At 44.4% G+C, this 21,809-nt stretch carries 17 protein-coding genes; 13 read left to right on the forward strand and 4 right to left on the reverse strand.

What is annotated here, in order from left to right; translation table 11 throughout:
* Positions 1-131: 131 nt before the first annotated feature.
* Both INQ51_RS02845 and INQ51_RS02850 read left to right on the forward strand, forming a co-directional pair.
* Entirely contained in the window at positions 132-2,786 is a 2,655-nt protein-coding gene (locus INQ51_RS02845) for a TonB-dependent receptor (protein WP_233376383.1), read from the forward strand.
* Positions 2,787-3,121: 335 nt separating this feature from the next.
* Positions 3,122-3,940, forward strand: a complete 819-nt coding sequence (locus tag INQ51_RS02850; protein WP_233376384.1) for a hypothetical protein — start codon at positions 3,122-3,124, stop codon at positions 3,938-3,940.
* 396 nt (positions 3,941-4,336) lie between these two features.
* On the opposite strand, the gene INQ51_RS02855 is transcribed toward INQ51_RS02850, so the two are convergent.
* From INQ51_RS02855 to INQ51_RS02865, 3 genes are read right to left on the reverse strand one after another with little or no spacing between them, the layout of a single operon-like run.
* Positions 4,337-7,174 carry a M56 family metallopeptidase gene (locus tag INQ51_RS02855; protein WP_233376385.1) on the reverse strand — a complete coding sequence of 946 codons (2,838 nt, stop codon included), beginning with the start codon at positions 7,172-7,174 and terminating at the stop codon, positions 4,337-4,339.
* Between the two features lie 9 nt (positions 7,175-7,183).
* The gene (locus tag INQ51_RS02860) at positions 7,184-8,485 is read right to left on the reverse strand and encodes a M56 family metallopeptidase (RefSeq protein ID WP_233376386.1); all 1,302 of its coding nucleotides are present in this window, start codon (positions 8,483-8,485) and stop codon (positions 7,184-7,186) included.
* A complete protein-coding gene (locus tag INQ51_RS02865) occupies positions 8,482-8,853 on the reverse strand; it encodes a BlaI/MecI/CopY family transcriptional regulator (protein WP_233376387.1) in 372 nt (123 codons plus the stop codon). Before INQ51_RS02865 ends, INQ51_RS02860 begins: the two co-directional genes overlap by 4 nt.
* 434 nt (positions 8,854-9,287) lie before the next feature.
* Here INQ51_RS02865 and INQ51_RS02870 point away from each other — a divergent pair, with 434 nt between their 5' ends.
* The 11 genes from INQ51_RS02870 (at position 9,288) to INQ51_RS02920 (ending at position 18,281) form a co-directional block, all read left to right on the forward strand.
* Entirely contained in the window at positions 9,288-9,764 is a 477-nt protein-coding gene (locus tag INQ51_RS02870; RefSeq protein WP_233376388.1) for a hypothetical protein, read from the forward strand.
* A 1,045-nt stretch (positions 9,765-10,809) separates the two neighbouring features.
* The gene (locus tag INQ51_RS02875) at positions 10,810-11,346 is read left to right on the forward strand and encodes a hypothetical protein (protein WP_233376389.1); all 537 of its coding nucleotides are present in this window, start codon (positions 10,810-10,812) and stop codon (positions 11,344-11,346) included.
* A 122-nt stretch (positions 11,347-11,468) separates the two neighbouring features.
* Entirely contained in the window at positions 11,469-12,032 is a 564-nt protein-coding gene (locus INQ51_RS02880) for a hypothetical protein (RefSeq protein WP_233376390.1), read from the forward strand.
* Positions 12,033-12,101: 69 nt separating this feature from the next.
* The gene (locus INQ51_RS02885) at positions 12,102-12,494 is read left to right on the forward strand and encodes a YybH family protein (protein ID WP_233376391.1); all 393 of its coding nucleotides are present in this window, start codon (positions 12,102-12,104) and stop codon (positions 12,492-12,494) included.
* Between the two features lie 232 nt (positions 12,495-12,726).
* Positions 12,727-13,518: a class I SAM-dependent methyltransferase gene (locus INQ51_RS02890; protein WP_233376392.1), complete on the forward strand. Its 792-nt coding sequence runs from the start codon at positions 12,727-12,729 to the stop codon at positions 13,516-13,518.
* Positions 13,519-13,525: 7 nt separating this feature from the next.
* On the forward strand, positions 13,526-14,107 hold the full coding sequence (locus INQ51_RS02895; protein WP_233376393.1) for a Crp/Fnr family transcriptional regulator: 582 nt from the start codon (positions 13,526-13,528) through the stop codon (positions 14,105-14,107).
* 51 nt (positions 14,108-14,158) lie between these two features.
* Complete coding sequence (locus INQ51_RS02900) at positions 14,159-14,770, forward strand: hypothetical protein (protein WP_233376394.1); 612 nt, start codon at positions 14,159-14,161, stop codon at positions 14,768-14,770.
* A gap of 462 nt (positions 14,771-15,232) precedes the next feature.
* Positions 15,233-15,679 (forward strand): hypothetical protein, encoded by a 447-nt coding sequence (locus tag INQ51_RS02905; protein WP_233376395.1) that lies wholly within the window; start codon positions 15,233-15,235, stop codon positions 15,677-15,679.
* A gap of 117 nt (positions 15,680-15,796) precedes the next feature.
* The gene (locus INQ51_RS02910; RefSeq protein ID WP_233376396.1) at positions 15,797-16,330 is read left to right on the forward strand and encodes a DUF4870 domain-containing protein; all 534 of its coding nucleotides are present in this window, start codon (positions 15,797-15,799) and stop codon (positions 16,328-16,330) included.
* 44 nt (positions 16,331-16,374) lie between these two features.
* Positions 16,375-17,127: a hypothetical protein gene (locus INQ51_RS02915; RefSeq protein WP_233376397.1), complete on the forward strand. Its 753-nt coding sequence runs from the start codon at positions 16,375-16,377 to the stop codon at positions 17,125-17,127.
* 305 nt (positions 17,128-17,432) lie between these two features.
* Positions 17,433-18,281, forward strand: a complete 849-nt coding sequence (locus INQ51_RS02920; RefSeq protein WP_233376398.1) for a hypothetical protein — start codon at positions 17,433-17,435, stop codon at positions 18,279-18,281.
* Positions 18,282-18,411: 130 nt separating this feature from the next.
* Here INQ51_RS02920 and INQ51_RS02925 read toward each other — a convergent pair whose 3' ends face one another.
* Positions 18,412-21,690, reverse strand: coding sequence for a WD40/YVTN/BNR-like repeat-containing protein (locus INQ51_RS02925; protein ID WP_233376399.1), 3,279 nt, complete (start codon positions 21,688-21,690; stop codon positions 18,412-18,414).
* Between the last annotated feature and the right edge of the window lie 119 nt (positions 21,691-21,809).

Raw genomic sequence — 21,809 nt, forward strand, 5'->3', positions numbered from 1 at the left:
CCCGCTTAAACATCTCTCCCTCCCCAACCGTTTATTCTGGCAGATAAATCGTACTATATTCGTGATCGTAAAAATAAATGATCCTTACTTTCCGTTTTTTAGTTATTCCGTTCAGTAAAAAATTTAGATTCATGAAGATAACCGGCCTTTTACTCGTCCTCGTCTTGCTGTCAACCACCGCTTTTGCCCAATCCAAAAAACGCGACAAGGTAAAACGCAAGTACCGCAGCACCGAAGCGGTTACCAATGAAATGCCTTCGGTTTTTATCCGGGGATCGGTGTACGACGAAGGCTACAATGCACTGCCGGGCGCCACCGTGACCATCGACGGAACGGCAAAGGGCGTAAATACCAACGAAGACGGGGAATACCTGATTACCGGGCTGGTTGAAGGCCGCACGCGTGTGCGAGTCTCGTTTATCGGCTACAAAACCCACACGGCCGACATTATTTTGCGTAAGGGACAAAACGTAAAAAACGTGATGCTACCGCTCGACAACATTCACCTCGAACCAATTTTGGTGAACTCACAAAAACGCGAACAGCAAATACTGGATGTTCCAACGGCCATTAGTTCCGTAAGCGCCCAAACCATGGAACAGTCGAATATTACGGACCTTAGTTTGATGAGCGAATTTGTTCCCGGTTTGTACATTCGGGAACAGGGCGCCAACCGGCCAAGCTTTGTTATTCGCGGCCTCACCAGCGACGAAGTAAGCCCCAGTGCGCAGCCGCGTGTTTCGGTGTATTTCAACAATGTCCCGATCAACAGGGCAAGCGGGGCCTCGCTCGAATTGTATGACATGGACCGCGTGGAAGTTTTAAAGGGCCCGCAGAACACCCTGTTTGGCAGAAGTGCCCAGGCCGGAGCCGTGCATTATATCAGCAAAATGCCCACCGGAGAATTCAATGGAAGTCTGACTGCGGGATACGGAGAATTCGGACAAAAAGAAGTGCGTGGCTTTGTAAACCTGCCCATTATAAAAGACAAACTGGCAGTGCGGGCAGCGGGTATTTACAACTACCGCGACGGCTATATTGAAAATACTTTTGGCGGCGACCTGATGGGAAAAAACACCTACGGCGGACGTTTCTCGGTGCGCTTTAAACCGGCGTGGAACCACAAATTCGACCTGGTGGTGAATTACCAGAAAGACGATACTCCGGGAATTGCCTTTATGCCCGACAGTCTGGCCAACACCAACGGCACGACCGGAATCTTTAGCGGCGTAGCCTCGCACGAACAGGGAACCAACCTGGGAACCGGGAAAGAAGTCTTTGACGCCACACTGAATTACCGCCTCTACATGAGCGAGCACAATTACTGGACGTCCATTACTTCGTACCGCACCAACGATGCTTCGGCACGCTGGGACGGCGACGGAACGGCATCAGCAGCCATCGATATGGCAGAAAATTCGAGTGCCAGCCAGTTTTACCAGGAGATTAGGGGAAATTTCTCGCAAAACAGCCGGTTAAACGGAGTGCTGGGCGGAAGTTACTGGCGCGAAACGGCCGACCAGACTTACTGGTTTTCGCCCAACGAGCAACAACTGGCCAATCTTATGCTTTCCAGTCCGCCCATGCCTTTGGTTGACAACAACGGACAACCGATATCGATCCCAGTCATTCCTGTGGGATACGACTCCATAAACAACGTTCCCATTTATGTTGATCTCCCCACCAACCACCAGGAAGAAAACTACAGCAAGGCAACCAATTCAGCCCTCGAAGGTTTTATCGATGTGAACTACCAGCTAAGCCGGAAGTTTTTTGTTTCGGGTGGTGCGCGTATTGTTTACGATCGTTATAAATTAAATTATCAATCTGAATTTACAGGTGGCTCTGAGTCTGTTCTGGATGGAATATTAAGCAATGCGCAAGAAAGCTATATCAGTAAATCCCCCAACTTATTTTTTAAGCCAATACCAGAGCAGGAGCTCAGCAAAAGCACCTTATCGTTTACCTACCACGGGGGTTTGAAATACCGTTTTAACGAATACGGAAATCTTTTTGCCAATTATTCGCGCGGGCGCCGCCCCAACGTATTGCAGTTTACCTCCACCGGCGAAAAACAGGTACTGGATGCCGAAACACTGGACAATTTTGAAGCAGGTTTTAAGGCTGCTTTCTTCGATCGCATTTTTGTGGACGTAACCGCCTTTTACCAACTCTACAAAAACTTTCAAACCCGTGCCTGGGTGGCTGATGCATCTACAGGGGAGTTTAATTACATCTCGAAAGACGGAGGACAGGCAACTTCGTACGGGGCGGAAGCCAATCTTCGCGTAGCCGTTATTGAACAGCTTCACTTGTTTGCCAATTATGCGTGGCTAAAGACTGAATTCGACTCCACCGATGTGGACGGACAAACCCAGCAATACGCCGGCAATGTGTTTAGCCTCGCGCCCGAACACAGCCTCAACGTTGGATTTCATGCGCGGGTGAACATCACGCCCACCATTCAGCTTTTTGTAACGCCATCGTATGCCTGGAAATCGCACATGTACTTCGAAGATGCCAACACCCCGGGGCTTGAACAGGATGCTTACGGTTTACTGAACATCAACGGAGGCCTGGCACTGAACGATCCCAACCTGGTGCTATCGGTTTGGGCCAGCAATGTATTGGATGAACAATACATTACCAGCGCCGGAAACACGGGAAGCTTGTTTGGAGTGCCCACTTTTGTTCCCGGGCCGCCCCGAATGGTAGGAACCAAACTTACGTGGAATTTCACCAAAAAACCAAGACCCTATTTTAAAAGGAGCAAGCGGAACAGGTAAGGAAAAACAGCGAAAAGAATTCAATAGCATGAGTCTTTTGGAGTCTGCTTCTTTTTAACTTAGCTCGGCTTACTTTACGTGACTTACTCCTCTAACTCGTGATGTCTTTTTTCGGCATGCTTAAGCATTATTGAACAATGCAGTGAGGTCTCTGTCCATTCCTCCGTCGTCTTTTAACTCCCCCGGAAACATCATTCGAAAGCCCCTAAAAACGATGACATCACACGAAGCCTCAAAAACACGAAAAAAACATTGTGAAATATTATGTTTACCACTCTAAATATTATATTTGCCGGCTTTAATTCAAAAGAAAACATACGTTTAACGAATTCCTTATGAAAAAATCTTTTTTACTTTCAATTGTATTTTACCTAGCTTTTGCAGGCGTGACTTTTGCTCAGTCTAACAAAGTTGGAACCGGCTCAAATTTCTATAACTCCTTTTTTACCAAATCTCTTGCAATTTCGTCGTCAACCGGCCCAAGCGCCTTGGTTTATGTTGATTATTCGTTCAGTGATGATGGTGTTGTATTGGCACTCAACAACAAAGGTTATACGGTTACTGTAGCAACAAGCTGGAGTGATTTTAACACAAAGCTTGCCGCCGGAACTGATTTGGCCGTTGCATTTGCCCAAAACAACTCGGCTTCAGGAAGTTTAAACCTTACTACTGTTCAAAACTATATTACAGGGGGAGGAAAAATGATTTTTGCCTCATGGGCAACAGGTGCCGACCAAGCTTATGCAAATCTGTTTGAAGCTGAGTTTACAGGCAATACCAATTTGAATAACGTTACTGTTAGCAATCCTCTCATAGCAAATGAGCTCACAACCAACCCATATGCGCTTTCAAATCCAGGTTGGACCATCTTCTCCACCGGCCTTGCTCCGATTGGGAATGGGATTGTAGCCGCTACCTTTGAAAATGACGAAGCAGCGATCATTATTGGGAACAACGGGAATACCATTATGTTAGGCTATCTATCAGACACGCCAGCAGGAGATGCCAACAACAGGGCAAACGTTTTCGCCAGTGTCCTTAACGGAATGTCAGCCCCTCTTACCGTTCCTGTTTCCATGTTTTCTATCATTTTGGTATTCATGTTAATTGCCCTCAGTGTAGTCATTACAAAACGAAAAGCAATTTTTTCATAAACAACTCAAAATAACATTATAACTCGTCAGAAATAAACGTTACAGATTGTTCCTGACTAATTTAGCAGATATACAAGGCTACCTAAAAGCAAAACTTACAGGTAGCCTTTTCTTTTGCATAACACGTCAACCAATGCCGGGATCATAAGGTTATGATAAAAGCGTCAAACAGTGAGTGCTTACAGATCAGAAGAGGGCCTCCATTCTACGGCAATACGTCAAAAACCAACACATCACCTGCTATTTTCAAGCATAAAAAAAGCCCGTAGAACCGGGCTTTCTGTCAAACTTAATTTTCCAACTTATGACAAATCTCTATTTGCCCATAAGATCTTCAGTATTTTTATGCTTTCCAATAACTAGCTATCGGGGAAGCATTTCTTCAAAGCTTTACCTTTAATTTCGCCGAACATCCACCTTCAGAAAACCGGCCTCCAGCAACACTTCCTTTACCGCATCGATTTCTGCTTGCGTAGCGTTTTTATCGGGTGACACACTGGTGTACAAACTCCGATTACCTGTTCCAGAAAGGAACTCTTCAGCTGCTCGTTTAGCTCCTTCCAGACTTGGCTCACCCCCATTCCACCCAAAACTAAATGCATACATGGGCTCTCCTGCTTTTGTTCCCGGATTTGTTTCCCGAACCGAATGACGCTGGATACTGTAACCAACCTGGTCGATGTTTACTTCCTTTAGCATGCGTTTTACAGTTTCTATCTGAAGATACGTAACCTCGTTTTCAACTTCCAACGCAACATTTGTTTTTGCGGGCTGGTTGCCCATTTCCCTGAGTTTTGTTTCAAACTCCGTTAAAGTGTATTCCCGGTTATCCAGGTCAATCTTACCGTTTGCTTTTACCAGAACTTTGTGGCGCGCCACAGCAGCCGGCTCCTGTTCCAATTTCAAAACCGTTGTGCTGACTTTTACGAAAGGAACCTGGTTCAGCTCATTAAGAACGTTATTCAGTTTTTCTTTCGGAACATCGCTGAACGACAAAACAGAAATTGTCGTTTTATCACCTGTTAACTTTAAAGCCTCTTCAACATCCTTTTTGAGATTTTCAACCGTAGATAATCTGTCAAAGACTTGCAGTTTTTCGTTGGTAACAATCACATCGTATTTGCTTTTTCCCTCTGCCCCATCTTCTTTTGACCCCGGTTTTTCATCATCAACTATGTACAGGATATTTTTCGCTTTAACCCCGGCTTCAACCAAAGCCTCTCCCATCCTTGATATATCCGATCTAGGAACTTTACTCTCTACCAAAACATTTACATTGAAATCAAACTGAGTTCCATTCTGTCTGTTCCACTTTTCTAAAATATCTTTCTGCTTAATTAACTGCTTTTTAATTTCAACAGGAGAATCATAACGCTCATCATGGTATATGTAATCGCCATTGTTTTTTAATGAAATACGAACAGGGTCAAGCTGAGAAGTAAATCGGACATTCTTGATTTGAACTTTGCTCAACATATCTTTCACTGCGTTAATTTGGCCATTAGAAACACCCGCTTCTGTAATAAAGGTTATCGTTGACGTCGGCTTTCCTTTTGACTCGTAATCCAAATACCATTTTCGGTGTTTTTTCAGGCTTGCTCTAAGCTCATAAATGTTTTTAAAGGGAACACCAAAACTTCCATCCGATTTCATTGAGACTATAAATGGCGGCGGAACAAAAGCAAACTCTCCGTCAGAAGTCCCGGGTAATACGTTAGCTGATCCCGAATCTCTTACTTTTTTCGGGCTGGCGAGGCTGACCCTGTCGGGAATAAGCTCATTGATTACCTTCTTCTTGTCGGCAGGCAGCGAAAAATATGCTGCGCCAAATCTCTCCTGTGCAGTTTCTTTCCGAACATTCAAAATAGCCTCCGCAATTGACTTCATTACCGCTTCCGATGCCTTCTGAGAAGTTTCCACATCCTTGCGATAAAGAATAACACCCTCCGAAATCTCTACTTTCCCGACAAACGGAAGTTCTACCGGGTTAAAACCAGGCACTTCTCCGGAAAGCGCATTTTTTCCTTTTAGAAACCATTCCAGGTTTGGCTTTAAATCCTTTAGTTCAAGTCTTTGGTTTTCCACCAGCAAATTGCCTTTACTATTTTGCAAAACAATAAATACATTGTTTTTTGTGAAAGTATTGGCCTCATCTGCCGAAGCATCTGAATCAACAATAGTTATAAGCTGAGGTGTTTTCTGGTTGCTTGCCGTGCGCAGATAGCTTTCATCGTTAAGTGCCTTCATTTTCGAACTTACCCAATTTCCAACCCAAACCTCAGAACTATCCTGCTGTCCGATTGCGGGCAAATAGGCTCCCGCTTTCTCCACAATTATTTCAGGTCTTGCAAAAGCCTGCAAAAGCAGCGCCAGCACCGGAACAAACAAAACCAGTTTGAGGTTTGTCCGGCGACGATTGGTTTTCATGTGCATCATTTTGATTCGTTTTAAAATTGGTTTTTGTGAAAAATGGTTGGCCAGGGCAAAACGTCTTTCGCCTACAGCCTTTTTAAGAACCAACAGTTGGTATGTTTTTGCATCGATGCCTTGGTTAAGTACGGCCTGGTCGGCCTGGTATTCGTGTATCAGTTTCAGATCGCGGCGCAACAGCCACACCACCGGGTTAAACCAGAAAAGGGCGGTAAACAGCTCGCAGATCATCAGGTCGAGTGCGTGTTTGTGTTGAATGTGGGCATATTCGTGTGCCACCACCATATCGCGGTTTTCGGTGAAATCTTTTTCCGACAAAACAATGTGCTGCAGAAAAGAGAAGGGCTGAATAAAATCTTTGACAATGGCCAAAACCACATCGCGGAAGTGTTGTTTCTCGGCGCTGCGGATAATCTGCCACACCCTCGCCACCGAAAAGGCCAACCGGCCGACCAACAGCCCGATCACGCCCAGGTAAAATACCAGCCAAGGGTTAAGCGGCGCTTTCACAGGAGCTGCTTCACTCATTGTTATTGGCATGTCTTCAGCATAAACCAACGGTTCATTTACCACGGGTGCTGCCACCCACTCGTGAATCGCTTCAAACTGCGGGATCACCCGCGTTTCCCGGAAAACCGGGACATCGGCAAAAGGAAGCACCACCGACGTAAGCAAAATACCCAGCAGCACAAAGCGGTTGGCGGTGTGCATTTTGTCGCGGCTAACAGCCAGCTTAAACACCGCATACAACAGCGCCAGACTTACCGACGATTTTAGCAGCCAGACCAAAAATAAATTCATCATTTTTCTTCTCTATTTATGAATGTACCTGTAATCAACAGCTTCAACCTGTCCAAAAAAAGATCCCTGAAACCTTTGACCATCTTTCAGCTTCCCTTCAAATGTGAATTTCATTTTATTATTATTACTTTCCAACATTTGAAAAGTTGCTTGTGTTATATCCACCTCATCTCCTTCCGAAAACAAACTCCCAAAAAATGTATAGGCTTCCCTTTCGCTATATGATTTTGCGATGTATTTATAAGTACCTTCATCTGGCTTTTCTTTTGAATTAGTCCGGAAACTGATAAGTCCCAGGAAAAAATTTTTATCATCTTTCGGGTAAATATTTATTTCAAATTTGCCAGATTCCTTTGGCGATTCATTGGCTACAACTACTTTTTCAATTGGATAGCTTCTACCATCTATTTGAATAGAATTACTTTCTTCCTTAAATGAAATCAACAGTAACATAATTGCAGGAACGAATAGAAGCAATTTCAAAAATGCCTTGCCTGTTTCTTTTTTCATGTGCATCATTTTGATTCGTTTTAAAATTGGTTTTTGTGAAAAATGGTTGGCCAGGGCAAAACGTCTCTCGCCCACAGCCTTTTTAAGAACCAACAGTTGGTATGTTTTTGCATCGATGCCTTGGTTAAGTACGGCCTGGTCGGCCTGGTATTCGTGTATCAGTTTCAGATCGCGGCGCAACAGCCACACCACCGGGTTAAACCAGAAAAGGGCGGTAAACAGCTCGCAGATCATCAGGTCGAGCGCGTGTTTGTGTTGAATGTGCGCGTATTCGTGGGCGATTACAATATCACGGTTTTCAGTAAAATCTTTTTCCGACAAAACAATGTGCTGCAAAAAGGAGAAGGGCTGAATAAAATCTTTGACAATGGCCAGCACCACATCGCGGAAGTGTTGTTTCTCGGCCCGGCGGATGATTTGCCATACCCTCGCCACCGAAAAGGCCAGCCGACCAACCAGCATCCCGATCACGCCCAGGTAAAATACCAGCCAAGGGTTAATCGGCGCTTTCACGGGAGTTGCCTCACTCATTGTCTTTGGCGTGTCTTCAGCGTAAACCACCGGTTCATTTACCACGGGTGCTGCCACCCACTCGTGAATGGCTTCAAACTGCGGAATCACCTGCGTCTCCCTGAAAACCGGGACATCGGCAAAAGGAAGCACCACCGACGTGAGCAAAATACCCAGCAGCACCATGCGGTTGGCGGTGTGCATTTTGTCGCGGCTAACGGCCAGCTTAAACACCGCATACAACAGCGCCAGACTTACCGACGATTTTAGCAGCCAAACCAGGAATGGGTTCATTGCGAGTTGTTTTGTTGATTTTCTATTTCTTCAATCAGCTTTTTCAAATCATCCAGCGAAAGGTTTTCTTCTTCCACCAGCAGCGACACCACGTTTTTATACGAGTTGTCGAAATACTTCTTCACCACGCTGCCCAGCGTTGTTTTGCTGTACTCTTCTTTTGTTACCGCCGCAAAATAGCGGTAGGTATTTCCAAACTGCTCGTGATCAACAAAACCTTTTTCCTCGAGTGCCCGCACCATGGTCGAAAGCGTGTTGTAATGCAGCTTTTGCCCGGCATACAACTCTTTTAATTCTTTCACAAACATGGGCCCGCGGTCCCAAAAAAAGTTCATGATCTCTTCTTCCTTCTGTGTCAGTTTCTTCATCTTTATTTCGTATTGAGTATCGAGTAATTAGTATTGAGTAACAAGTATCCAGTTTCGAGTTTCGAGCTTCGAGCTTCGAGTATCGAGCTCCAAGCTCAGACACCCCCTCCGTCATTCCGGTGGCTAATGCCCCGGAATTCCTCGTCCCCCTCTAAAAGGGGGACAAATCAAAAAGTGGGGAGCTTCGAGCACTCTGAACTCTGAACCCTGAACTCTGAACTCTTTCAAAACAAATGTAACTATATTTTATAGTTTTCAAACTATTTTTTATAGTTATTCAAAAAAACTTCTTACAGACAACCCGTACAACACACTGTATCAGGCATCTATTTTTTATGTTTTAAAAAACATTCCTTGTTTTTAAGGCTCAATAGGTTTATCTTGAACAAACCATTACACAAAATTCTAGTTAGTAACACTTAAATTTAATCCTCATGGAAAACATCGTAGATTTTATTATTCCCGACGAGGTAATTACCGACGTCCAAACGAAATTAGCCGAAGTACAAACAGCTTTACAGCCTTACCTGATTGCGCTTACACCCGACGAGCGGCGCTCTGTGCCTAAAATGAGTGACAAAACCCTTCCGTTTGTGGAGAAGACACTTGATTACACCACCTCCGACCCGCAGTTTGCACCGCCTTACATGGATAAGCAGGAACTGGCCAACGATATGAAGGTGGTGGGGCAACTGGTTCCGCTGCTGCGGATGGTTGAGCAGCTCAACGACGGGCTCGACGACACGCTGATGGCGGCAGGCGGCGAAAGCTACGTAAATGCGCTGGGGTATTACAACTCGGTGAAACAAGCCGCCAAAATGAATGTTCCCGGCGCCAAAGCCATTTTCGAGGATCTGAAGAAACGATTCGAATCAAATGGCAGCCGAAAGAAACCGGAACCTGAGGTGTAATCCGGGATGCGCAGTCCGGAAAAAAGCGGGGATCATCAACCCCGCTTTTTTTTCTGAAAGTCTCTCAAAAAACAACAGCAAAATACGATTACAACTTTCTGACTCACCCTGATCCGTCCTCCCAGGCAACAGCACTCACTTCCGAGCCTGCCTGAGTTGCCTCTGAACCTACTGCGAGAGGAAAAAAAGCGACCCGAGTCGGTATTTTGCCAACTGCAGTCATCTCCGGGGCGACTCCGGTCGGTAAAAAGGCTACTGCAGTCGCCTCGGAAGTAACACGAGTCGCCTTTTTGCCGACTGCACTACCCTCTGAAGCCCGGCGAGTATGTTTTGAAGTGGGGAGGGGTACTTCGGAAGTACCCCTCCCCACTTCCGAAGTACCCCTCTCCCTATCAAAAAGCCCTGAATTGTACGTCATTGCGGTCTGTTCGTCGGATGAGGAACGGAGACGCAATCGGTAAGATTAACCGGCCCCTACTGCTATCTTTTCATTCTTGCTGCTACAGGATGTTCCGCCCCGATGGGGCTTATTTTTTCTCACCTGGAGTTTTCTATTAATAGCATCGCAACGCTGTTGCTAAAAAATCAGCTGCAGAGCAGCAAGATCGTTGTAGACAAACAGACAAAAAAACCGTTAAGCTGCAGCGCAGCGTAATCGGTTTAAGCGTCGGAATAGTTGTTTTTCCCGGACAGTATTGATTAAGAAACGTTTGTATTTTCTTCAGGCTCCGGAAAAAATGTGCACCGGGAATCCCACTTCCGAAGTACCCCTATTGGGCTGAAAACTACTCTATAACATATCTGCTGCTGTACTACCAATAATTTTTATGTTTATTTTAGAGCACGAAAAATCAATCATTCCCAATACATTGAAAATATCTCCTGCAAATACGAAACACAAATACACTTGGTTTTCCAGGATCAAAGCCAACGAAATAAACGACTTAAAACAACAACAATTAATAAAATGTATAGCACAGTGTGATATACACATACGTTGCCGGTAATTTAGAGTGAAGGACTAAAATAATAGACATAAATAAATATGGAAAAATCACTTTCAAATTTAATGATTGGCATAATAGCAGGTCTTGTTTCATCTGGTATTATTTGGTTCTTTATTCTAATTGTTAATGCAATTATCAAACCTAAAATAAGAGAATTACTTTACAAGGGTATTGATCTAGAAGGAGAATGGCATTCTGCTTGTTATTACGACACAACTAAATTAGCAGATAAAGAAGAATACAAGGAAGTTAAAAAGAAAAAGAAAGTCAAATGGAAGGAAATAAATATTTCGATACAACAAAGCGCCTACAATCTTAAAGGTGATTTAACCATAAAAAACATCAACATCCTTGACGGTACTGAAACGATGTCGTTTTATAAATTCGAAGGTTTTATCAAAGATAATTTCCTAATATTAAACTACTTGCCTAAGTCATCTAAATGCATTGGACTTGGCACTTTACTTTTGACTCTAAAAGAAGGAGGCAAAGCATTATTCGGAAACCTGACAGGAACTTTTCTTGGAGAAATGGAAATTGGAGATTTGCATGATATTAAACTTGAAAGAAAATAAAAACTACCCTAACAATTTGTAACATGGCAGGCGGGGGTAAGAGCGGTCTGACAATCCAGAGTATCCGGGACCGCCACGACCACACACTAGTGACCGTCAACACAATGTTAATCTAATCATATATGAAAAAGTTTCCCATCATTATTATTGTTATTGTACTATTCAGTTTAATGGGCTGTCAGGAGGATAGCCTGGAAATCTCAGACATCAGATTTAAAGGAAATATTCTCGGTGAAACGATATCTCTGAATGAAAACAACTTGTTGTTTGTAGATATTATTGATTTAGACGGACCGTTTAATAGCAGGAGTTTCGTTTCAATGTTTAAAAAAGGGAACACGAGCTATTCATTGACTTTTACTATCCCCAAAGACTCTACGTCTAACTCATTATTATTTCCGGTTCAACAAACGGGGCAATACGGGTTTGAAAAAGTTGGTAGTTATAACTCAAGTTCTCCTTTTCAGTTTAATGTAGCTGAAAAAACAGGTCAAGAGTGGACCATCCATTCAACATATTCAAACAATGATGATAACAAAGTTGAGATATTTGATATCGAGTTCGAAACAGATACGACACTGATTATTACGGGGACATTCGATTGTAATCTCAGTATTTTAGCTGGCAATGGAACTGCGGGTAATGCAAAAGATGTGGAATTCAAAACCAGGTTCTTAATAAAATAAACACCGGGTAAATTGCAAAGCGGGGCTTCCCACTTGCAAGCGACCATTATCAACACAACATAAAACATCATGGATAAGCGCACCATTACAGAAACCATTATTGCGTTGGAGACAGCGGCTCTTGATGCATGGCACCAGGGCAATCCCTCTCCCTATCTCGCACTTTATTCAAAAGACTTCACGTATTTCGACCCGGTGCATGAAAAACGGCTCGATGGGTGGGACACGATCAAACAGTTCTACGAAAGCATGCGCGGAAAGGTAAAAATGGATAAGTTCGAAATAATAGATCCCGTTGTGCAGGCTAGCGACACAATGGCGGTTCTTACCTACAACCTGCGTTCCTACTCGGGTGAAATGCTCTGGAAAGAAAATTGCACCGAAGTGTACAGGCTGGAAGAAAACAAGGAGTGGAAGATCGTCCACAGCCATTGGTCGATGACCCGGGCTGCTGTGGTTTAGCAGACCTTAGTGGCACAAACTTGCCATCGGTGCCGCCAGCTGACAAAAGCACGAAACTGGTAAGCCTGGGACCTGCTGGTTGCCCGGGTAGATTTCACTGTACCCAATTTCCACGTTGAAGTACTCCCCTACCTGCCGCTGACGCGCGTCGAATTCTGCAACAATTTATTACCGTCAACCGTTAGCAATTGAACGATGCGATGATAATGTTGGATCAGAAACTTAAAAAGTGATGAGCGCAATAAAAGACAATTGGGACAATGGAGACCCTTATGAATATTTTATGGGTAGATGGAGCACATTAATGGCCCGGGAATTTCTCGTGTGGTTGAATGCACCTCTGCACACGAACTGGCTTGATGTTGGCTGCGGAACGGGTGCTTTAAGTAAAGCCATTGAACAAAACTGCTCTCCTCAAAATTTAACTTGCCTTGACCCTTCCTCTGTTTTCATTGAGAAAGCAAAAGAAAGAATTTCAATGAAGGCTGCATTTACCGTTGGCAGTGTTGAAAACATGCCCTTTGAAAATGAAAACTTTGATATTGTAGTATCCGGACTTGCCTTAAATTTTTTCCCAAAAACAGAGACTGCTTTAGCTGAAATAAAAAGAGTTTTAAAACCCGGGGGAGTTGTGGGGGCTTATGTATGGGATTACTCCGGAAGAATGGATTTTTTAAGGCATTTTTGGGACGCAGCTTATCAAATAGATCCAAAATCAAAAACCATTGATGAGGGAATACGTTTCCCAATTTGCAGTTCGAATAATTTAATTCACGCATTTCAAAAAGCCGGGTTTGCGGAGATTGAATCGTCGTATTTATGTATTGACACCCTATTTATAAATTTCGAAGATTACTGGAATCCGTTTTTAGGTGGACAAGGACCTGCTCCAGGTTATTTACTTTCTCTAAGCAAAGAATTACAGGAAGACATAAAGAATAACATCCAGGAAAGACTTAATTGTGAACCTGATGGTTCAATCAAATTATTGGGCAGAGCAATTGCTATCAAAGGAAAATTATAAAACAGCTGTGAAACCGGAAGAAACAGTAAATGCAATCAGCGAAAGATACTCTCCTCTCACTCCCGAATGCAGGGAGGAAATGGCGGCTTGTGCCACCCTTTTGTCGCTGAAAAAGGGCACGGTACTGGTACGCGAAGGTCAGTTTTCGGCCAAAACATATTACATCGTCAACGGATGCGCCAGGGCCTATTATTTAAAAGACGGGAAAGACATTTCGGAGTGGTTCGCCTTCGAAAATAAATTCATTAGTTCCATTGTCAGTTTCTTTACCGGAAAGCCCAGTCCGCACTACATTGAACTGCTGGAGGATTCGTTGCTGCTGGAATTGCCAAAAGATCAGATAGAAAAGCTTTCGGACAAATACCACGATTTTGAACGCCTGATTCGGGTAGTGCTTACCCATACCCTGCTAGACCAGCAGGAAAGAATTGCGTCCATACAGTTTTACAGTGCCGAGCAGAGATACGAAAACATTTTGGCCATTCACCCGAATATCACGCAAAGAGTTCCGTTAACACACATTGCGTCGTACCTGGGCATTACCCTCGAAACGTTGAGCCGGATCCGGAAATCAAAACACCGAATTTGATCTATGTCAAATGCCCCTTTACCTTGACAAGCTACCTTTGCGGCAAAAAAGATGAAACGGATACATTACGTCTCGGGGCTTATCATAGCCTGCTTTGTCGGGCTTCATTTAATTAATCATGCAGTAAGCATTACAGGTGCCGAATCGCACATCGCCTGTATGAACCAACTGCAGTCCATTTACAGAACTACCGCAGGCGAAACGATATTGTTGGGTGCGGTTCTTCTCCAGGTTATTTCGGGTATCAGAATGTTCTTTCGGCAACGCCAATCGGCCACTGGTTTTTTTGAGAAATTACAACTCTGGTCCGGTTTGTACCTGGCCATTTTCTTTGTAATTCACCTGGGAGCTGTGTTTGCCGGCCGGTACATCCTCCACCTTGACACGAATTTCTATTTCGGCGTTGCCGGCCTGAACACCTTTCCCCATAACCTGTTTTTTATACCCTACTACGCGCTGGCAATCCTTTCATTCTTTGGTCATCTTGCTGCCATTCATCATAAAAAGATGAAAAGAAAAGTAATGGGCTTACCCGTGGACCTGCAATCGAAACTTGTTTTAGCAACCGGAGTTGTCTTAACATTGGTGATCTTCTATGGCCTGACAAATGGCTTAAACGGGGTTGAAATTCCCGAAGAATACAATTTATTGATTGGGAAATAAAACCAGAAGTGAGGTTGATTCGGCTACTCCCCAGGAGCTAAAAACTACTCTGTAACATGAATCCCGAGGTGCAAACCTCTCACATCATCGGTCGACTTAAACACAATTTTTGCAGAAAAAAAGCTTGCTGCAATTGTATCGTTAGCTTTTTTATGTTTACTTTATTGTTGTCTAAAAGTTGACACCTTGAATACGCCTTTGAAAACAGCACAAAACATATGGGGATGAAGTGGCGCAGAGAGCCGTTTTGGAGGGGTAGATACTGACATTTGCTGAATCGCCCTGTATCACTCATGCTTTTTGCAATGCAGGTCATAAGGCATCATCAACCAACAAGGAAAGATACACGAGGAAGAACCGGGAGGAATACAACAAAAAAATGGAACCGAGCCCTGAAACCCGAAAACAGAAGGGCAATCGCTAAATAAAAACAAAACAGTAGAACAACTAAAACTTAACGCAATGAACCCAATCTTAAACGCCATTTTACTTGGTTTTGTCGGACCGCAGGAACTGATTATAATAATGATCATTCTGATCTTTCCCGCCATCACCTTAATCCCGATGATCTTTTATTTACTCACTCTTCAAAACACCTTAAAGCAGGTGAGCCTTGAAAACCGGAAAATGGAACCGGGCATGGTTTGGCTCAGTTTAATTCCACTGTTTGGCGTGGTCTGGCAATTTATTATTGTAAATAAAATGGCCGAATCGCTAAAGCTGGAATTTGTCCAAAGAGGCATTAAAACCAACGAAGTAAACCCCGGATCCGGAATAGGATTAGCGTATTGCGTCTTGTTTGCCTGCAGTATAATACCTATCCTGGGATATGCGACCGTAATTGCCGGAATCGTTTGTTGGATCATCTATTGGGTAAAAATCAATGATTACAAGGAACAACTTAGCTAGCTAACCACCATAGTAAAACACAAATCCCCGATGCAATATGAATGACAATGCAATGGCTAATGATCATCAGCCGGATGATACTTTAAATTAGCACTAACCTATTAAAAGGAACTGAATATGAACAAACATTTTGAAGACTTGGAGAAACTGGATGACTTACTCAAGAAAGAGATCATTACGAAAGACGAATTTATAAAAGAGAAAGAAAGAATTTTAAGTGACAGGCCCCAAAACAATCCGGGGAATTTATTCGGACTTAGCGAAAATACCTATGGATTTCTCCTTCACATATCAGTGTTCCTGGGAATGATTCACCTGGTATTGGGCTTAATTGCCCCCATCATTTTATGGGTGCTTAACAAAGATAAATCACAACGCATTGATCAGCACGGAAAAAATGTAGTCAACTGGCTGTTGAGCTTAATGATCTATTTCACCGTTTTGTTTATACTGATACTTCCGATCAATTTCTTGTTTAATCTGTCGATCAGCTTTTCGTTTACCTTTAGCAGTCCGCTTTCGCTTTTCACCGGATTTGTGCCGATAACGATTCTGATGGTATTGAATATTGTTTTCATCATAACGGGAGCAGTAAAAGCCAATAAAGGAGAGATTTGGAAATATCCTTTAGCCATTAACTTTTTTTCGTAGTGAGAACTGTTTTCGTTACAGCAATGAAAACGAATGAAAATAAGATGAAAAAAATAGTACAACTGGTACTGATTGTAAGCGTACTGAGCGCGTGTACGATTTCAAGTCATGAAAAAATTACCTTTCAGACGGTCTCGTCCGAGAACCTTGAAACGACAATACCCGCTTCCGGTCAATCCACCCTTTCGCACCTGGCATTGAATGAAAAGGACCTTGAGGTTCGGAAAGCAGCAGTTGAAAAACTGACGCTTCAATCTTCGCTTTCTCATGTAGCGCTGAACGATACCGACCCTGAAATACGAAAATTGGCGGTGAATAAGCTGACCCTTCAATCCACTTTGTCGCATATTGCAATAAATGACAACAACGGGGAAGTAAGAGTCGCGGCCCTAAAAAAAGTAACCCTTGAGTCCACGCTGGCACATGTCACATTAAACGATCCTGACGCAGAAATCAGGAAGTTTGCAGTAAGCAGGGTATCGCTACAATCCACTTTGTCGCATGTAGCAATAAACGACAAAGATTTTGGAGTAAGGATAGCAGCCCTAAAAAAAGTAACCCTCGAGTCTACGTTGGCACATGTGGCATTAAACGATCCTGAGGCGGAGATCAGAAAGTTAGCCGCAAGTATGGTATCGCTGCAATCCACTTTGTCGCATGTAGCACTGAACGACAAAAACAGTGAAGTAAAAAGATCGGCCATTCAAAAGTTAACAATAGAGTCAACACTTGAACATATAGCGTTAAACGACCCTGACCCGGAAATCCGGAAGTTGGCAGTAAAAAGGATGGAATAGTTAACTGCTCCTACTAAAAAATTATTCACCGGAAAAAGCAGGGACTAAACGGCAGACCAAGCGGAATCGGCCCCTCAACAAGAGTTTTCTGTTTACACAACTCAATTCTCAGAAGTTCTTCAGTGTAATTTTTCTGAAATCTTTACCACAAAGCTTACTTCAATGAAAAACTTGAATTGATTAGTTATTACGAAATTATGATCAAAATAACATACATAAAATATTTTAAATTAGATCAAAATGAGCTAATTTGCAGTCCGAAAAAACAGACCAAGACCGATTAACTTTAACCCAAAAGATAAAAAATGAAAAAAGTATTCTTGATTTTTGCTTTGCAAGCATTTGCATTGTCGGTGTTTGCACAAACCCAAGACGTATCAACTACAGGCGGTACGCCTAATATCACTTTAACTCCTCTCGCCACCAAATCGGCGGCAATTGCCCCTCCAAGTAACGAACTATTTAACAACGGGCCCATTATTAACAGTCCCGGCACAGGTTCTGGTGGCGCTGACGAAAGTGTGTTGCAAAATACTTCACTAAGCATGGGTACCTTTGGCTTTGGCTTTCAAACATCTGCAGGAAACAGTGTAGCGGATGATTTTACGTTTACCCAATCAAGTGACATCAACCAAATTAAAGTTTTTGCTTACCAAACCGGCTCCTCAACAACATCAAGCATCACGGCTGTTTATCTTCAGATTTATGACGGCCAACCCGGTGCGGGAGGAAATGTTATCTGGGGAGATTTATCCACCAACCGTTTAGCCAGCACAACCTGGAGTGAAATTTACCGAGTACAAGAGACCAGCTCAGGAACTACTGACCGCCCCATTATGGAGTGCGTTTGCGATGTAAACACAACTTTACCGGCCGGAACCTACTGGCTCGAGATACAGGTTGACGGATCTCTTGCTTCCGGGCCGTGGTGCCCATCGGTTACCATCACCGGAAACAGCACAACCGGGAATGCGATACAATATACCAATGATAGTGGTAATTGGAACAGCTTATTAGATTTAGGAACAAATACTCCCCAGGGAGTTCCATTTATTATCACAGGCTTTACGGCAGTTCCTTTACATCCGGGCTACTTTGCCGGCTTATTTGCGCTATTGGCAGTAACTGTAATTGTAAGAAGAAGATTCTTCTAGAAACTTATACAACCATGTATAACAAAAAGGGAATGGTCATTGAATGGCTATTCCCTTTTTTGATAAATTTATTCACCCGGAGACTTAGAGTCACCGGGTGAATTATTTCGTGGCCATGCCTGTCGCAATACTATTCCTTCCAGTCGATCAGGCGGCCGGGAGTCCACGGCGCATTGATCTTGTTTAGTTCGGCCTCCAATGCCGGAATCTCCTGTTCAACCATCTTTCTCAGGCTTTCCAGTACCGGCGGGAACTCTTCTTTCAGAATTTCATATCCGCGTTTTTCGGTAGTGGTAATTCCACTGGTCGATCCCATGTGGGTGTAAGTGATATGCCCCAGGCGGTCGTTCAGCGGCACCTGTTCCGGCGGCACTTCTTCGCCACTGGCCTTGGCCGGAACTCCGTTCATTTTGTAGTTCAGCGCCTCCAGTTCCACTCCCAATGCCCGCGCTTTGTCCATCAACTGCTGCCCAGCACCCGGTGTAGCATAAATGGCTTGTTTTATCTGTTCCACCTTCTCCATCGATTCGCTGATCAACCTTCCTGCCCCCACCACTGACAAGGCGAGCTTGTTGACTTTGGCTGCAAAATCAACATTTTCGCGGTAATCTTCAGCCGGCAGCGTAGTGTTGTTCAGTTTCCGGCAAGTGAATTCAAGCGGCTCCACCAAGGTACTTAATTCGCCTTCGTGCCACATTTGCATTCCTACTTTGTAAGTTCCCGGCAGCACCATAATCCCCCGGTTGCGCCCCGAAGAAACAGGATCGAACTTCCCGCTAAAACGCATACCGGCCGTGGCCGTGTAAGTCATGTTCCAGTTTACCCGGTTGATTCCCTTGGAAGGTGATTTGGCAAACTGGCTTACCACATTGCCTCCCTGGTCGTAAACCGTAAAAATCAAATGTGTTTTCTCCTGCTGGTCTTCGAGTTGCAGCTCCCGCCAGCTGGGCTGCGGGATCGGCTTTCCTTCTTCGAACAATTTCTTTTCCTCGTCTTTCCGAAGTTCCTTTTTGGTCTTCGGAACTTCTTTTAGAAAATAAGTAAAAGTAGCGCCGTACTCCGGGTTCTTCGAATAAAAATAGGTATCGCCCTGGTTGTCTTTTCCATCGGTTTGAATGTACATCAAAGCATCTTTCACCGGAAAAATGGCAGCCGTCTTGTTCTCCAAATCGGGTGTTACTTCGCGCAAAGGACTGTAATCATCCAGAATGTAGAACCCGCGCCCAAAGGTGGCAATCACCAGGTCGCTTTCGCGCTCCTGAATGGCTATATCCCGAACAGCAATGGTGGGCAGGTCTGCTTTCATCTCGATCCAGTTTTGCCCGTTATCTACGGTAAAATAAATGCCAAACTCGGTACCTGCAAACAATAGTTCGGGCCGCAGAAAGTCCTGTGCAAGTGTATGGACGGTTCCGTTTTCAGGCAGGTTCCCCGAAATGGAGGTCCAGGTCTTTCCTTTGTCGGTACTTTTATACACGTAAGGTTTAAAATCGTCGCGTTTCAGGTTATCAAAAGTGGCATACACCACATTTTCGTCGTAACGGTCGGGCAAAAGATCGCTCACATAGGTATATTCCGGAACACCGGGGAAAGATTTTACCTGTGTCCAGTTATCGCCGCCGTTTTCAGTGATGGAAATTACACCGTCGTCGGTTCCGGCATACAGCAAGCCCTCTTTTAGTTTTGATTCATCGAGCGAAACGATGGTTCCCCACTGCGAAGTGGAAACATCTTTCGCCACCGCGTCTGCCGGCCAGTATTTGCCCATTACCGGGAAGGAATTACGGTCTACCTGTGCTGTAAGATCGTCGCTGATCACCTCCCAGGTATTTCCCCGGTCGTCGCTGCGAAACACTTTGTTGGCTGCCACATACAAACGCGTTTTCATGTGCGGGCTGAGAATAAGCGGTGCATTCCAGTTCCATTTATAGGTAAGTTCGCCTTTTCGCTCGCGCGGTTTGATGCTGATGGTTTCCTCGCTTTTTTTATCGTAGCGGAACATATTTCCGTATTGATATTCGGTATACACAATGTCGGGATTTCCGGGTTCGGTAGCCGCCCAGAAACCATCGCCGCCCATGGTAATGTACCAATCGTCGTTGACCACACCGTTGCGGCTTGTGTTGCGCGAAGGCCCTCCCATGGAATTGTTGTCCTGCGTGCCGCCATACACGTTGTAAAAAGGCTCGGCATCGTCAACAAACACCCGGTAGAATTGAGTGACAGGAAGGTTTTCCTTAAAATCAAAAGTCAGTCCGCCGTCCCAGCTCTCGTAAATCCCTCCATCACCACCGATGATAAAATGTTCAGTGTCTTTCTGATCAATCCAAATCGCATGGTCGTCCACGTGGCGGGTTTTGGTGGTGATGTTGTTCCAGGTTTTCCCGGCGTCGGTTGTATACACCGAACGTGTTTCCACCGAATAAACTTTGTCCACGTCTTTCGGATCGCAATAAATTTCGTTGTAATACTGTCCGCTCGAATGATGGTCGCTCATTTTCTCCCAGCTTTCCCCCTTGTCGGTCGAACGGTAGAAGCCACCCTTATTGTCAGCCGCTTCCACAATCAGATAAACTACGTTCGGATCCACCGGTGAAACATCGATTCCCATACCCCCCAGCTGAACGCTTGGTAAACCTTTGGTAACCTTGCGCCAGTTTTCGCCGCCATCGGTTGATTTGTACACGGCCGATTCAGGCCCGCCACCAATTTTAGTGAACGAAGTACGACGGCGTTGCTCCGAAGTGGCGTACATAATATCCGGATTCGAAGGATCGATCTTCACATTATTAACACCTGTGTTTTCACTTATCTCAAGCACTTTCTTCCAGTTTTCGCCACCGTCAGTCGACTTGTAAAGGCCACGTTCTGCGCCCGGTCCCCAGGCCGAGCCTTCGGCGGCAACAAAAACAACATCCGAATTCCGGGGGTCGATCACAATTCCACCAATCTGCCGGCTTTCTTTCAATCCCATATTTTTGAAAGACTTCCCGCCATCAAGCGACTTGTAAACCCCGTCACCATAGCCCAAAGCACGCTGGTGGTTGTTTTCGCCGGTACCCACCCACACTACGTTTGCATTATTGGGATCGAGCACCACCACGCCAATCGAATAAGTCCCGTAGTTGTCAAAAACCGGTTTCCAGGTAGTCCCGTTGTTCTCTGTTTTCCAAACATTGCCACTGGCAACGCCCACATAATACTCCTTGGTGTTGTTGGGATTCACCGCAAAATCGGCAATTCGCCCACTTGCCCATGCCGGGCCGATGCTTCGCCATTTTAGGCCGCTCACCAGGCCGGAGTTAATAAAGGATTTGGGTTCTTCTTTTTTCTCGTCTTCTTTCTTTTTTGCATTCACCACCGTCGAAAACAGAAATACGACGGCCAGCAATAGTAACAGTTTCTTCATAAGTTATCGTTTTTGTGAAAATTCAAGTTGCGGTAAAGTCAGGATAAATGCCGCGCGAAATGAGGTTAAGGAAAGTCAGCATGTCTAACACATCTTTCATTTCCGGTCATCATCTCAAT

Source organism: Maribellus sp. CM-23, from assembly GCF_021354595.1.
GTDB lineage: Bacteria > Bacteroidota > Bacteroidia > Bacteroidales > Prolixibacteraceae > Draconibacterium.